The sequence below is a fragment of the Xanthomonas albilineans genome (assembly GCF_009931595.1).
GTDB classification, from domain to species: Bacteria; Pseudomonadota; Gammaproteobacteria; order Xanthomonadales; family Xanthomonadaceae; genus Xanthomonas_A; species Xanthomonas_A albilineans.
Genome location: NZ_CP046570.1, coordinates 2586155 through 2600782, shown reverse-complemented (window position 1 = coordinate 2600782; position 14628 = coordinate 2586155). Strand labels below are relative to the sequence as shown.

Annotated in this window: 11 protein-coding genes; 5 read left to right on the top strand and 6 right to left on the bottom strand. The window is 65.0% G+C overall.

Going from position 1 to position 14628, the window contains the following annotated elements; genetic code table 11:
- Positions 1-79 precede the first annotated feature (79 nt).
- Positions 80-529: a DUF4440 domain-containing protein gene (locus XaFJ1_RS10855; RefSeq protein WP_012916717.1), complete on the top strand. Its 450-nt coding sequence runs from the start codon at positions 80-82 to the stop codon at positions 527-529.
- Between the two features lie 14 nt (positions 530-543).
- Here the strand turns inward: XaFJ1_RS10855 and XaFJ1_RS10850 are convergent, their stop codons facing one another.
- The 5 genes from XaFJ1_RS10850 to mutS form a co-directional block, all read right to left on the bottom strand.
- The gene (locus tag XaFJ1_RS10850; RefSeq protein ID WP_012916716.1) at positions 544-2013 is read right to left on the bottom strand and encodes a PepSY domain-containing protein; all 1470 of its coding nucleotides are present in this window, start codon (positions 2011-2013) and stop codon (positions 544-546) included.
- Positions 2000-4156, bottom strand: a complete 2157-nt coding sequence (locus XaFJ1_RS10845; RefSeq protein ID WP_012916715.1) for a TonB-dependent receptor — start codon at positions 4154-4156, stop codon at positions 2000-2002. The genes XaFJ1_RS10850 and XaFJ1_RS10845 overlap by 14 nt, the downstream gene beginning before the upstream one ends.
- A gap of 149 nt (positions 4157-4305) precedes the next feature.
- Positions 4306-5343 (bottom strand): WD40 repeat domain-containing protein, encoded by a 1038-nt coding sequence (locus XaFJ1_RS10840; protein WP_012916714.1) that lies wholly within the window; start codon positions 5341-5343, stop codon positions 4306-4308.
- Positions 5340-6305: a CobW family GTP-binding protein gene (locus tag XaFJ1_RS10835; RefSeq protein WP_012916713.1), complete on the bottom strand. Its 966-nt coding sequence runs from the start codon at positions 6303-6305 to the stop codon at positions 5340-5342. The genes XaFJ1_RS10840 and XaFJ1_RS10835 overlap by 4 nt, the downstream gene beginning before the upstream one ends.
- 461 nt (positions 6306-6766) lie before the next feature.
- Positions 6767-9358, bottom strand: coding sequence for a DNA mismatch repair protein MutS (mutS, locus tag XaFJ1_RS10830; RefSeq protein WP_012916712.1), 2592 nt, complete (start codon positions 9356-9358; stop codon positions 6767-6769).
- Between the two features lie 477 nt (positions 9359-9835).
- Between mutS and XaFJ1_RS10825 the strand changes: the two genes are divergently transcribed.
- The 3 genes from XaFJ1_RS10825 (at position 9836) to XaFJ1_RS10815 (ending at position 12001) form a co-directional block, all read left to right on the top strand.
- Entirely contained in the window at positions 9836-10891 is a 1056-nt protein-coding gene (locus XaFJ1_RS10825) for a glycosylasparaginase (protein ID WP_012916711.1), read from the top strand.
- Positions 10888-11628 carry a copper homeostasis protein CutC gene (locus tag XaFJ1_RS10820; protein WP_012916710.1) on the top strand — a complete coding sequence of 247 codons (741 nt, stop codon included), beginning with the start codon at positions 10888-10890 and terminating at the stop codon, positions 11626-11628. Before XaFJ1_RS10825 ends, XaFJ1_RS10820 begins: the two co-directional genes overlap by 4 nt.
- 232 nt (positions 11629-11860) lie before the next feature.
- A complete protein-coding gene (locus XaFJ1_RS10815) occupies positions 11861-12001 on the top strand; it encodes a hypothetical protein (protein ID WP_155393133.1) in 141 nt (46 codons plus the stop codon).
- 56 nt (positions 12002-12057) lie between these two features.
- Here the strand turns inward: XaFJ1_RS10815 and XaFJ1_RS10810 are convergent, their stop codons facing one another.
- Entirely contained in the window at positions 12058-13134 is a 1077-nt protein-coding gene (locus XaFJ1_RS10810; protein ID WP_012916709.1) for a sialidase family protein, read from the bottom strand.
- 124 nt (positions 13135-13258) lie between these two features.
- Here XaFJ1_RS10810 and XaFJ1_RS10805 point away from each other — a divergent pair, with 124 nt between their 5' ends.
- The gene (locus XaFJ1_RS10805; RefSeq protein WP_049887216.1) at positions 13259-14623 is read left to right on the top strand and encodes an alpha-L-fucosidase; all 1365 of its coding nucleotides are present in this window, start codon (positions 13259-13261) and stop codon (positions 14621-14623) included.
- Positions 14624-14628 lie beyond the last annotated feature (5 nt).

Sequence of the window (14628 nt, the reverse complement as noted above, 5' to 3'; positions counted from 1 at the left end):
CCTCCGCCCTCAGTTGTTATAAAATAACAACCATCGCCACGGCGATACGCCCATCGTCCCCACAACTCAGGACTCCCCCATGACCGCCGATGCTGGGCCTGTCGATCGCCGTTCCGCTGTTGTCGAGCGCACCGCCGCGTATTGCTTGACCGAAGCGGGCAAGGTGCTGATCTGCTGGGCCGAGACAGTGGGCCGCCGCGACATCGATGCCTTGCTTGCCTTGTACGCGCCCGATGCCATTCTGGTGCCGACGCTGTCTGACGATATCCGCGGTCGCGACGAGGATCGTCGGACGTACTTTGCGTCCTTCCTCGCGGCCGATGGGATCAGTTGCGGCATCTCCGTGCAGAATAAGCGGGTCAGCGCCAAGCTCGGCACGGTGGTGATCGGTGGGCTTTACACCTTCGTGTTCGAGCGCAACGGGGCCAGCGAGCCGGTCAATGCGCGTTTCCTGTTCACCTTCGAAGAGATCGAGGGGCGCTGGCTCATCACCGGGCACCATTCCTCGCGCTGTTCCGAGGGCGTCTAGTCAATCCTGGCGAATCATCGCGTGCGCCGCCGCCGCGCGGTCGCACGCAGCCGCTTCACTGCCAGAATCGTCCCGGTCAGGCTCAGGCACCAGCCGGTGGTCAACAGCAGCAGTTGCAGGGCGATGCGCAGACGTGGGTATTCGACCAGCCCCGGAACGCGCGTCGTGTGCAGGGCGAAGTACAGCCAGGCATAGGCTTGGCGACTGGCGTCCAGCAGCAGCAAGGGGTGGCCCGAGTGCGTGTCGATGTATAGCTCGGCGTCTTGCGGGGCCACCAGGCTGATGCGCAAGGCATCCGTTGTAATGGCATCGGCTTGGCGATACAGCGCGTCGTCGCGTGGTCTGGGCGTTGCCGCCACCGACCAAGCATGCTGGGCCGCGCTGCGGATGGCGCGCGCGCGCTCCGGCGATGACAGCAGGCGTGCATCGCCGGTATCGGCCTGGATGCCGAGCGTGGCGGTTGCGGTGCTGCCGCCATATCCGCTCGCCCAGGCCTGGCCGCCGACGACTTGGAAGTCGATCTCGCTGCTGCCGTCCAACGCGCGCAGCATGGCCGGCGTGACCTTGGTCAGCGCTGTGCGCAGGTCGGTCATCGCGTAGCGTTGCAGCGCTTGCGCCGAGGGTTGGCCGCGCGAGAACAGCCGGCCATGATCCATCGACAGCCAACCGCTGAAGATCCAGGCGAGCACGATGACGGCGCCCGCCAGGCCCAGTCCATGATGCCACTTCAACATGCCGCGGTAGGGCGACCAGCCGTCAGCGTTGCGGTGGCGATAGTGCCAACTGCGGTACAGGCCGAGTGCGGTGCCGGTCAGTGCGCCGACCAGGGCGGTCAGTCCCAGCCACCACACGCTGCGATCCCACGCGCCGAAGTCGTGCCGCAATACCGTGAAGTACACCCAGTGCGGGATGGAGCCCAGCCAGTTCCAACGACGCTCGATAGCACGGGTGCGCTGCATGACCTCGCCGGTGCGTGCCGAGATATACAGCGTCGTGTCTTGTGGGTCGTCCATGTCGACGCGATAGAACGGCCGCCAGGGATCGAAGCGTTGATGCACGATCCACTGGTCTGTTTCCAGGGGGCCGGTTAATCGACGCACCGGCGCATGCCCGAAACGCGCCGCCACGAGATGGGCCTGCGCGGCGCTCAACAGCCCCAGCGGGGCGCCGGTGCGTGCATCGAGGCTACGTAGTTGTGCGTCCTGCGCAATCACATAGCGCGGCTGCCCCGCGACGGAAAGCAAGCGCAGGCCCGCATTGCCGCCGCTGTGCGCCAGCGCCATCGCCGGCGCGATCCGGACCTGCGCCAGCGCCAGCGGTTCGCTGTGCGACCAACGCGCCGTGTCCGGCAGCGATGGAAATGGCACGAACAGCATCACCATCCCGCTGCTGAACCAGACCATGAAGGACAGGCACAGCAGCACGCCTAGCCAGCGGTGCAGCCAGGCCAGTCGTGCCCAGGCGCGCCGACTAGAATGTGGCACGCACGCTCAGCGCGTAACTGCGCGGTTGGCCCAGCATCACTTGCTGCGGATAGTAGATATCGGCCCACTGCACGTAGGGTTTGTCGAACAGATTGTCGACATGCAGGCTCAGCGTGAGCGACGGCGTGAACCGATAGATGGCGTAGGCGTCGGTGAGCAGGTAGTGCTCCAATTGCAGCGTATTGGCGAGGTTGCCCGCGCGTGCGCCCACGCGATGCAGGTCGAGCCCGAGTTCCAGTGGCAGGCCGACCACGCTGTCCACGTGGGTGCCGACGTTGAAGACGGTGCGTGGCACGTTGGGTGGACGGTTGCCCGAGACGTCGAGTCCGTTGTTGTCGATGAAATTGTGGTAACGGGCATCGGTGTAGGCCAGATTGGTATCCACCGCCCAGTGCGCGCCGAGCCGTGCCGTCAGCGACAGTTCCACGCCGCGCGAGGTTTGCGCGCCGACGTTGTCCAGCGTGTCTTGCCCGGTCAAGGTGAGGATGTTGTCGCGGCGGATGTCGTACACGGCCAGGGTGGCACTGGCGCGTTGCTCGCTGCTGGCGGCCTTGATCCCGGCTTCGTACTGGCGCGCGTGGCTGAGCCCGAAGTCCTCGCCGGCATTGACCAGGAAGATATTGGAGCCAGGCGGATCGCTGCCGGTGGTGTAGGACAGGTAGGGAGTCAGCGAGGGGCTCAGTGCATACACCAGCCCGATGCGCGCGTTGTTGGGGCGATATCGGCGAGTGAAGCTGCTCGCGGCCTGGAACTGGCCATTGGCATCGAAGTTACGCCGGTCCAGATCCAGGATTTCCCAGCGCCCGCCCAGCACCAGTTTCAGGCGTGGATCGACGTCCAGCGCATCTTCCATGAAGAGTGCGGTGTTGTTCCACGTGGTTGGACTGCGCCGCGGTTGGCGGATGCCGAACACCCCGGTTGGTCCGGGTAGTGTGGGATCGACGCTGTCTCCATCCGGGAAGCCGCGCTCGCGCACAAAGCGCAGGTGGTTGTGATCCAGCCCGACCACCAATCGGTTGGGCAGTGCGCCCAGGGGTTGGTCGAAGGTCACGCTGGTCTGGCTGCCCCACAGGTGCTGTTGGTGGAAGACGAAGAAGCGATCGCGGTCGATCTGCCCACTGGCGGGGTTGTAGGCGTAGTTCTCCGCGTCGATCCAGCGCCGCGATGCGTCGAACGCGAACAACAGGCTGCGCACGGTGATGTGTTCGCTCGGCGACCAGACCAACGTGGCCTGCGGCCAGAGTTGCCGGGAGGAAATCCGCGCATCGGTGACGTTGTAGTTGTTGTAGCGCAATGCCGCATCCACCACCCTGCCGTCGGCGCTGTGCAGGATGCCGCGCAGCGGTGCGTGGGCTGCGGCGACCGGGACCAACGGTGTGCCGAAATAGGTGCTCGGGTGATCGTTGGCGTAATCGACGGTCAGTTGCAGGCTGAGATTGTCGCGTGGCCGCCACAGCACGGCCGAACTGGCGTTGAGGACGTTCGAGCCCGTGGCATGCACGAAACCGTCGGAGGACAGTCGGCTGATGTCGGTCCGGTAGGCGAGCACGTCGTTGAGTTTTCCGCCGCTACCCAGGCCGAACTCGCGACCACCGAAACGCGATGCGCCGGCAAGCAGGTCGTTGCTGATCGGGTCAAAACGCGGTTGTTTGTCGATCACGTTGACGACGCCGCCGATCGCGCCTTGCCCATAGAGCACCGACGCGGGGCCTTTGAGCACCTCCACCGATTGCAAATTGAAGGTGTTTTGCGGGCGCGTGACCATGTCCGATGGCCCCAGATACAGGCCGTTGTGCAGCATGGTGATCTGTGCGCCGGTGAAGCCGCGCATCGACAGGTCGGACAGATCGCCCGGCGAACCGCCTGCGGTGATGCCAGGGAGCGCCAGCACCGCACGCTCCACGCTCTGCACGCCGCGCGTTTGCATGGTCTCGCCATCGATCGTATCGAGCGTGGCGGGCGTCTGTGCGGGCGGTAACCCGAGCCGACCGGCGGTCGGCAGAAACGGGGCGGTGTCCGCGCCAACGGCGCGGACATTGACCTCGTCCAGGGTCTGCAGCTTCGTGCCGGAGTCCTCTGCCGCCATCGCGATCGAAGGCAGCAGAGCGAGCATCGTGGCGAGCGCGAGACGCTGCGTGGGCATGCCAATGCAGCGGGCGGCGAGCGGAGAACCTTCAACAGCAAGGAGGCAGTCAGTCATGGGCGTGATCGGAGCGGAGGAGGTAGGTGTCGGTCGCGCATTGCGATGGTGGTGCAGTTGGCCGACGACAGTTGCAGACGGGGGCAGCGCGCTCATGGCAGCAGCAGCGGCATCCACAGCGCCTGGCCGTCGTCGTGTACGACGAGCAGCCAATGCGGTTCCGGCAGGATCGCAAGCAGCGCGACCGCTGCGTTGCCGGGGGGGCGCAGCACATGCCAACGCTCCGGTGTGGCTGGCTCGCCGAGTAGGACGCTGCCATCGGTTCTGCCGGCCAGGATGCGCGGTTGATCGGGGAGCGTGCATAGCGCGCTGACCAGATCCTGCTGTGGGGTATCGAATAAAGTCAGCGGAGCGCGTTGCATCGGGCCATTGATGCCATCGAATGGCCACAGCACGGCCGACGTCGCGCCGCTGCTGGCGAGCCAGGGCTTGGTCCCGACCCAGCACCACTGCCGCACCTTGGTCGCATAGCCGGCGATGTGCAGTTGCAATGCATCGCCCACGCGCCAGCCGTGCAGCGCGGTTTCTTGCATGCTGCTGACGACGAAGCGGCCGTCTGGCGACCAGGTGACGCCGAGATGGCTGCCACGACACGCCAGCGGCGTGGGTGTCCAGTCGCCGGGGGCGTGTGTCCAGACTGTGGCGCCGCCGTAGTGCGTCACTGCCAATCGCTGGCCATTGGGATCGAAGGCAATGCCGCCGACGCTGGAGGGGTGGTCCATGACCTGCGTGCTGCCGTCTGTCCGCCACAGGTGCACCTGACGACCGACGGCGCAGGCATAGTGGCCGTCGGCACTTGCGGCGACGTGCTCCACCCATTGTCCGGGGAAACGTGCCAGCACCTGCTGGCCGGTGGCATCTAGATGCGCGAACACGCCATCGTCGCCGCCGCTGAGCAGGCCGCCTGTCGCATCGGCCGCCAGTGTCAGGATCGCCCCATCGTGGACCTGCACGCGGTCCGGTGCTTGCTCCCTGGCGAAGCGGCGAACACTGCCATCGCCCCAGGCGGTGACCAATCGCGTGCCGCACATCACCGCGGCCACTGGCACCGCGTCGACCTGCATGGTGAAGCCGGTGGCCGACTGCGTTGGGATGGAGGTGGAGGTGCGTTGCTGCGACGGCATCTTCATGCTGTCGCGCAGGCGCTGAACCCCTCCCGCAATTGCATGCGTTCGAGGTTTCTGCCGATGAACACCAGTTTTGATACGCGCGGCTTCCCGGCCGGCCAGGCATCGAGGAAATTGCCGTCGGTCAGCATATGCACGCCCTGAATCACGTAGCGGCGCGACTCGCCGGCCAGCTCCAGAATGCCCTTGCAGCGCAATATGTCGGTGCCGTGCGTGCGCAACAGGTCGCCGAACCACAGTTCGAATCGCAACGGATCCAGCGGAGTGTGCAATTGCAGCGACACCGAGCCGATGTCTTCCTCGTGTACATGCGCGTGGTCTTCGTCGAGGAAGTCCGGTTCGATCTCCAGGACGCGCTCCAGCGTGAACGCATTCAAACCCAGGACCGCATCCAGCGGCACATCGCTGCGCTGACTGTGATGGATGCGCGCGTAAGGATTGATGCTGCGGATGCGCGCCTGCACCGCTTCCAGGTCTGCTGCCTGGACCAAATCGATCTTGTTGAGCAGGATCACGTCGGCGAAGGCAATTTGTTCGGCTGCCTCGTGTGCTTCGTCCAGATGCGTGGCCAGGTTGACCGCATCGACCACGGTGACGATCGCGTCCAGCCGGGTTTTGGCGGCGACGTCCGGGTCGACGTAGAACGTCTGTGCCACTGGCGCGGGATCGGCCAATCCGGTGGTTTCGATCAGGATGCCATCGAAATCGCGCCGCTTCATCAAGCCATCGAGAATGCGGATCAGATCGCCGCGCACGGTGCAGCAGATGCAGCCATTGTTCATCTCGAAAATTTCTTCGTCGGCATCGACGACGAGTTCGTTGTCGATGCCGGTCTCGCCGAATTCATTGACGATCACCGCATAGCGGTGCCCATGCGATTCGGTGAGGATGCGGTTCAACAACGTGGTCTTGCCGGCGCCGAGGAAGCCGGTCAATACGGTGACGGGAATTTGAGTGGCAGTCATGGGGGGGCCTAGTGGTGCAAGTGCGTGGGGGAATGGCGAGATGGCGCAGGTGCCGGGCATGGCAACCGAGCGAGGGGCGCGAACAAACTGGCAGCGTTGCGTGCGGCGATGGGCCGCAACCTACCTGCTGGAGTGCGATGACGGTGCTGGCGCACACTCGCGTTTTGTGCCTGGACGTCGGCATGACGCGCGCCGGTGGCCATGGCAATGCGAGGGGCAAGGCGAAGCGTGGCAGGACGCCAAGGACGACGCCGGCGCGTGTCATGCGCCGACGCACGGTGACAGCGTTGACGTGCGGTGCAACGTCACAAAGAGCCGGGATGGGGGCGTTGGCGGAGCGTGATACGCGCATGGATGTTATAAAATAACACAGTGTATCCAGGGCTTCGCACACCGCGAAGGGCGCATGGGCATGCCGATCCTCGTTGCCAGGAACGCGCTATGGGCGCGCCTGGCAAGGTTCAGAGCAGGGCTTTGAGCCGGTACAGCGCTTCCAATGCCTGCTTGGGGGTCAACTCGTCCGGATGCAGTGCCGCCAGGGCTTCCTGTGCGGCCGAGGGGGCCGCTGCGAACAGGCCGAACTGCTGTGGCGTGTCCAGCGCCTGTGGTGCCATCTGCACAGCATGGTGCTCGCCGCCGCGTTGCTCCAGTTCGGCCAGCCGCCGTCGCGCCTGCGCCACCGTGGCCTTGGGCAGGCCAGCCAAGGCGGCCACTTGCAGGCCGAAGCTGCGGTTGGCTGGGCCATCCTTGACCGCGTGCATGAACACCAAGCGGTCGCCGTGTTCGACCGCGTCCAGATGCACATTGGCGATGCCGCTGGGCCCGCCTTCGACCGGCTCGTCGGCCAGCGCGGTCAGTTCGAAATAGTGCGTGGCGAACAGGGTGTAGCAGCGGTTGTGCTGGGCGAGGTGGCGCGCCACCGCGTCGGCCAGCGCCAGACCGTCGTAGGTGGAGGTGCCACGGCCGATCTCGTCCATCAGCACCAACGACTGCGCGGTGGCATGATGCAGGATGTAGCTGGTCTCGGCCATTTCGACCATGAAGGTGGATTGGCCGCGCGCCAGATCGTCGCCGGCGCCGATGCGGGTGAGGATGCGGTCGATCGGGCCGATTACCGCGCGTCGCGCCGGCACGTAGCTGCCGATGTGCGCGAGCAACACGATCAACGCGTTCTGGCGCATGTAGGTCGATTTACCGCCCATGTTCGGGCCAGTGATGACCAGCATGCGTCGACCCGGATGCAGGTCCAGGTCGTTGGGTTCGAACGGTTGTTCGCGCACCGCTTCCACCACCGGGTGCCGGCCGCGTTCGATACTCAGGCAGGCGTCGCTTTGCAGTTCTGGCGGGCTCCAGTCCAGCACCTGCGCGCGTTCGGCAAAAGCGGCCAATACGTCCAGTTCGCTGAGTGCGGCGGCGGCGCGCTTGAGCGGCTCCAGGCACTCGCCCAGGGTGTCCAGCAGGCCTTCGTAAAGCAGCTTTTCGCGCGACAGCGCGCGTTCGCGCGCCGACAACACCTTGTCCTCGAAGTTCTTCAGTTCCTCGGTGATGTAGCGCTCGGCGTTGGTCAGGGTCTGGCGTCGACTGTAGTGCACCGGTGCCTTGTCGGCTTGGCCCTTGCTGATTTCGATGTAATAACCATGCACGCGGTTGTAGCCGACCTTCAGCGTGGCGATGCCGCTGCTGGCGCGTTCGCGTGCTTCCAGGTCGATCAGGAATTGGTTGGCGTTGGTGCTGAGCCGGCGCAGTTCGTCCAGTTCGGCGTCGTAGTCGGCGGCGATGACCCCGCCGTCGCTGAGCTTGAGCGGCGGCTGTTCGGCGATGGCCGAGGCCAACAGGTGTGCGATCTCCTCGTGCTGGCCCAGTTCCGCCGCCAGTGCCGCCAGCCGCGGTGAATCCAGCGGCGCCAGAATCGCGCGCACCGCCGGCAGCAGGCCGAGGCCATCGCGCAAGGTAGAGAAATCGCGTGGTCGTGCCGAGCGCAGGGCGACGCGGGTGAGGATGCGTTCGAGGTCGCCGAGTGCGCGGAATGCATCGCGCAGGTCGGTATCGGCGCCACGGTCGATCAAGGTGCCGACCGCGTGGTGACGCTGCATCAGCACCTCGCGCAGACGCAGCGGACGGTGCAGCCAGCGTCTTAGCAAGCGCCCACCCATCGGTGTGATCGTGCTGTCGAGCACGCCGAGTAGGGTGTTGCGGGTGTCGCCATCCACGCGGGTGTCCAGCTCCAGATGGCGGCGGGTGGCCGCGTTCATCGCGATGGCTTCGCCAGCGGTTTCCAGCGCGATGGAGGTCAGATGCGGCAGGCGCTGCTTCTGGGTTTCTTCGACATAGCCGAGCAGCGCGCCAGCCGCGGCGATGGCGCGTGGCCGGTCGTCGATCCCGAAGCCGGTGAGGTCGTGCAACTGGAAGAACGCCAACAACTGGCGGCGGCCGCTGTCGGCGTCGAACAGCCACGGTGGGCGTCGTCGCACACCGCGTCGCTCGCGTAGAAATGTTGGCCACTGGTCCTCGTCCGGCACCAGCAGTTCGGCCGGTTCCAGCCGTGCCAGTTCCGCTTCCAGCGCATCCTCGCTGTCCACCTCGTTGACCAGGAAGCGGCCGCCGGCCAGATCGGCCCAGGCCAGCCCGTAGCCGTGCTTGGTGCGCGCGATGGCCATCAGCAACGTATCGCGGCGTTCGTCCAGCAGCGCCTCGTCGGTGACCGTGCCAGGGGTGACGATACGCACCACCTTGCGTTCGACCAGCCCCTTGGCCAGCGCGGGATCACCGATCTGCTCGCAGATCGCCACCGACTCGCCCAACGCCACCAGCCGTGCCAGATAGCCCTCGTAGGCGTGCACCGGCACGCCGGCCATCGGGATCGGCGCGCCGCCGGAGCTGCCGCGCTGCGTCAAGGTGATATCGAGCAGGCGCGCGGCCTTGCGCGCATCGTCGTAGAACAGTTCGTAGAAATCGCCCATGCGGAAGAACAGCAACAAGTCCGGATAGTCGGCCTTGGCGGCGAAGAACTGCTTCATGAGGGGGGTGTGTTCTTTTAACTCGCTGTTCTGCATGGATGTTCTGTGAAGTGCAAAGGAGCAATCGTGCCGCGCGGACACGGTGGGGTAAGGTCGGAACACGCTGGTTCACTCAACGTGTTCATGCTGCGTGCGGTTGTCCACCGCCCAGGGCGTGGACCCCATCGGAATAAGACAATGGTACGGGAGTACGGAAGCACGAGGATGAGTCAGCGCGGATTCCCTGTGTCCGAGAGGCAGTTGTGAGTACTCAGCCTGGTCAGGCATTGGGTGCTTCGTCGGTTTCTCGGGCATTGGACGAAAAGCACGATGAAAGCGCCTGCCCTTCAGGGGCGAGAAAACGACAGGTTGCACGCTGCGTTTGACAGCGCCGCTCTACTGCCTTCTCACCCATCGCGGGCGATTGGATGCCGCAATACCCATTCAATCCCGTTCCACTCTATCGCATGATGCGCGCTTGGCCGCGCGCGATTGTCGCGTGGCGCCTGTCCACTGCTGCGCTGGAGCCGATCAATGCACGAACGTCGTCATTTCCTGAAAACCGCCGCTTTCGGCGCCCTGGCCGCCGGGGTGGGCGGTGTGTTGCCTGGGGCGCGCGCTGCGGCCAAGGCCAAGGCCGGTGTCGCGCCGCTGCCGCGCGGCGCGGCGCGGGTGATCTCGACTTGGGATTTCGGTGTGCCGGCGAATCAGGCCGCGTGGCAGGTGCTGGCCCGCGGCGGGGCGGCGCTGGATGCGGTGGAAGCCGGGGTGCGGGTGCCGGAGGCGGATCCGGACAATCACACTGTCGGGCTGGGGGGCTATCCCGACCGCGATGGCCGGGTCACGCTGGACGCCTGCATCATGGACCACACCGGCAGTTGCGGTGCGGTCGCGGCGCTGGAAGACATCGTGCACGCGATTTCGGTCGCGCGGCGGGTGATGGAGAAGACGCCGCATGTGATGCTGGTTGGTGACGGCGCGCTGCAATTCGCGCTGGCGCAAGGATTTGAGCGCACCAGATTGCTGACGCCCGCAGCGGAAAAGGCGTGGAAGGAGTGGCTGAAAACCTCGCACTATGCGCCGGAGGCCAACATCGAGAACCACGCCTATCGCCGCGGCACGCTGCCCGGCGGCAAGGACAATCACGACACCATCGGCATGCTGGCGCTGGATGCGCACGGCAATCTCTCCGGCGCCTGCACCACCAGCGGCATGGCGTGGAAGATGCACGGGCGGGTCGGCGATAGCCCGATCATCGGCGCTGGGTTGTACGTGGACAACGAGGTGGGCGGGGCGACGTCCACCGGCGTTGGTGAGGAGGTGATCCGCAATGTCGGTAGTTTTGCGGTGGTGGAAATGATGCGGCAGGGCAAGAGTCCCTCCGAGGCGTGTCGCGAGGTGGTGATGCGCATCGTGCGGCGTAAGCCGCAGCTCACGCGCGATCTGCAAGTGGGTTTTCTGGCGATGAATCGACGTGGCGAGGTCGGGGCATTCGCGATCCAGCCCGGCTTCACCTACGCGGTTTGCGACGCGCAGCGGCAGGATTTGTTGCTGCCTGGACAGAGCCATTTCGCCGAGCCGGCGGCATGAATCGGCCCACGACCCCGGGCCTGGAAGTGGCCGCCGATGCGATCGGCTCGGCGTTGGCGGCACAGGCTGGCGGGGCGATGCGGGTGGAGCTGTGCGGCGGGCTCGATGGCGGCGGCTTGACCCCATCCTTCGGCACGCTGGCGGTGGTGCGCGATCGCTTGCGGATTCCGTTGTACGTGTTGATTCGCCCGCGCGTGGGCGATTTCGTGTTCGATGCGGCCGAGGTCGAGGCGATGTGCCGCGACGTGGAGCAGTGCGTGCGGCTGGGCTGCGATGGCGTGGTGCTGGGCGCGTTGGATCCATCCGGCGAGGTGGACATGGCGACGATGCGCGAACTGATCGCCGCCGCTGGTCCGTTGGGCGTCACCTTCCACCGCGCCTTCGACGTCAGCGCCGATCCGCGTCGTGCGTTGGAGGACGTGATCTCGCTGGGCTGCGAGCGTGTGTTGACCTCTGGCGCGCGCGAGACGGCGCAAGAAGGCGCGGCTTTGATCGCCGAGTTGGTGCAGCAGGCCGGTACGCGGCTGAGCGTGATGCCCGGTGCGGGCGTCACCGATGCCAATCTGGCGCAGCTGCGCGCACGCACGGGCGCACGCGAATTTCATGGATCGGCGCGCGGGCCGCTGGCATCGCGCGCGCGCGCGACGCATCCGCATGTGCGCAGCCTGGGCGGTGATCGCCTGCAGACCGATGTGGCGCTGGTGCGGCGGATGGTGGCGTTGTTGCAAGAGACATAAGCCGGTTGAGCGGCTTGCCGGGGCGTGTGTGTTGGTGTGTTTGTTATTGGTCTTTCAGCGTTCTGGCGTGACGTCGTGGTTACGTCAACGCGGCGCGATTTAAACCAAACAGCCTCGGGAAATCCCAGGGTGTTTCGCTTTTGTTATTTTGAATTGGATATGGACGAAAGGCATAAAGAAATCCATTGGTCCGCGCAGAATGCTCTACTTGCTAGTAATGGCCGGAGCCTTAATGTTTTTTTCTGGTTTGACTATTCATCGGGGTGGTGTGGCGTATTTGATTTTTGGAGGAATGATCGGCCTTGGTGCTTTCTTGATGTTGGCAGGTTTGATGATTTCTTTCTTTAAAGAGATGCGTCAAAGAGCGGTCTGATGCGTGCGCCGGCATGCTTGGTATGCCGGCGGCTTGATCGGTGTACGGCGCGATAGTCACCCGTTGTCGGCGCTCTGCCAGGCCGCGATGTCCAAGCGCTTCGGATCCAACACCACATGCTTGATGTGGGTGCGCTTCCACGTGTAGCTGATGTGGATCTGGCCGTCGCGGGTCTGGATCACCGCCGGGTAGGAAAATTCGTCCTTGGGGCTGTTTTCCAGGGTCAACACACGGGTCCAGTGCAGACCGTCGTTCGATAAGGCGACGGCCAGGATGCCACGGCCGTCCCACCACTCCTTGCCGGCCTCGGTGGGGTTGTAGACCAGTAGCGAGCGGCCGTCGGCCAGCACCACGGCGTCGGTGCCGGAATTGGGATTGGCTAGGTTGAGCAGGGTCATCGGTTCCCAGGTGCGGCCCTGGTCGTGCGACCAGGTGCTGAACACGTGGTTTTGCCGGCTGCGGCCGACAGCCTGCACGCGCCCGTTCGCATGCACCAGCACGCTGGGCTGGATGGCGCCGATCTTGGCCGGATCGTTCATGGCTGGGCCACGGGTCCAGTGCGCGCCGTTGTCGTCGGACCATTCCATATGCGCGACCCAGCCGGCGTCCTCGCTGCTGCTGGGGCTGAGGATGCGGCCGCTGGCGAGTTGCACGGGTTTGTTCTTGATCGGGCCGAGGATGCCCGTGGGCAAACGCTCCGGTGCCGACCAGTGGCGGCCGCCATCGCTGGAGGTGATCTGCATGCCCCACCAGCCCTTCGGGTCTGGACCGACTTTGTAGAACAGCCGCAGTGGCCCCAGCGCCGCTTGGAATAACACCGGGTTCCAGGCGGGCAACGGCGGCGCGCCGTGCGCTTGCGCCCCGTCGGCCACGCGTTGCGCCGGCAGCCAGCCGTGTGCGTCGCGCCGCGCGACCCAGATGCCCACGTCGTCGGCACCTTCGTGTTGGCCGCCGAACCAGGCCGCGAGCAGGCCATCGTCGGTTTCCACCAGGGTGGAGGCATGGCATTGTGCGGTCGGTGGTTTGGCGTTGACGAACTCGCTGTACACGATCGGCGTGAGTGTGGTCACGGGGGCGGCGACGGCGTGCAGTGCGAACAGCGACAGCATGGGGAACAGCGTGCGCGATATCATGTGGTCGGTCCTGTGCCGGAGTGCGGGGATATCTATGTATCATCAATTGAACACCCTATGCTGACGGCGCTGGCAGCGTCGTTCGTCTGCTCGATGATTGTGAGGATCTGCGATGCCGTGCCGTGTGCTTTCTCCGTTCCGCTGCTTGGCCGTGCTCGGCTTGACTGCCTTGGCCGCACCGCATGCGCTGGCCGAGAACTTCGCCGAGGTCAAACCTTCGCCGCAGCAAGTGGCCTGGCAGGATCTGGAGTTCGGCGTGATCGTGCACTTCGGCACCAACACCTTCCTGGATCGCGAGTGGGGCGACGGCACCGCCAGTGCCAAGGTGTTCGCTCCGGATCGGGTGGACCCAGCGCAGTGGGCGCGCGCGTCCAAGGCGGCCGGCGCCAAGTATCTGATCCTGGTGGCCAAGCACCATGACGGTTTCGCCCTGTGGCCGACCGAGGAAAGTGCCTACTCCGTGAAGCAGAGTCCGTGGCTGGGCGGCAAGGGCGATCTGGTGAAAATGACCAGCGAGGCCGTGCGCCAGCAAGGCATGGGCTTCGGCATCTATCTGTCGCCGTGGGATCGCCACGAACCCAAGTACGCCGATCCCAAGGCCTATGACAAATTCTACGCCGCGCAGTTGGTGGACTTGGCCTTGCATTATGGTCCGTTGACCGAGTGGTGGCTGGATGGCGCCGGCAGTGCCGGTCACGTCTACAACTTCGACAAGTATTTGGAGGAGCTGCGGACCTATCAGGCCAATACCATGGTGTTCGCCGATACCGCGCTGTTCGAGTATGGCGATGTGCGCTGGGTCGGCAACGAGGCCGGCGCGATCGAGGGCGAGAATTGGAATACGATCGATCGTCACGGCGTGCTGCGCTGGCGTCCGGTCGAGGTGGATACGCCGCTGCACAAATTGCAGTGGTTCTGGCATCCCAATAGCGATCAGACGCTCAAGAGCGTCGACGAGCTGGTGCAGATCTGGGAGGACAGCGTCGGCCGTGGCGGGCAATTGGTGCTGGGCATCGCCCCGGACAAGCACGGATTACTGCCGCAGGCCGATGTCGAACGGCTCGAAGCGATGGGTCAGGCGTTGCAGGCGCGTTACGGCGCCGAACACAATTTGGTGCGCGGCCGGCTCAAGGCCGATGATGCAATTGCTGCCGCGGTCGATGGCGATCGCGATACGTTCTGGAGCGCACCCGCCGGCTCGCATCACGCCACGCTCGAACTGCAGTTCAAACAGCCGGTGACGTTCGATACCGCGTTGTCGATGGAGTGGCTCAACGATGGCCAATCGGTGCAGAAATACGCGGTGGAAGTGTTCCGTGACGGCGCCTGGGTCAAGGTGGCGCAGGCGCAGGCCATCGGCCATATGAAAATCGATCACTTCCCTGCGGTCACCGCCTCGCGCGTGCGTCTGAATATCCTGTCCAGTGTGGATGCGGCGCATATTCGCGAGTTTCAATTGTTCGAGGTTGGCGCTGCCTCCGTGCGCTGAGCCGG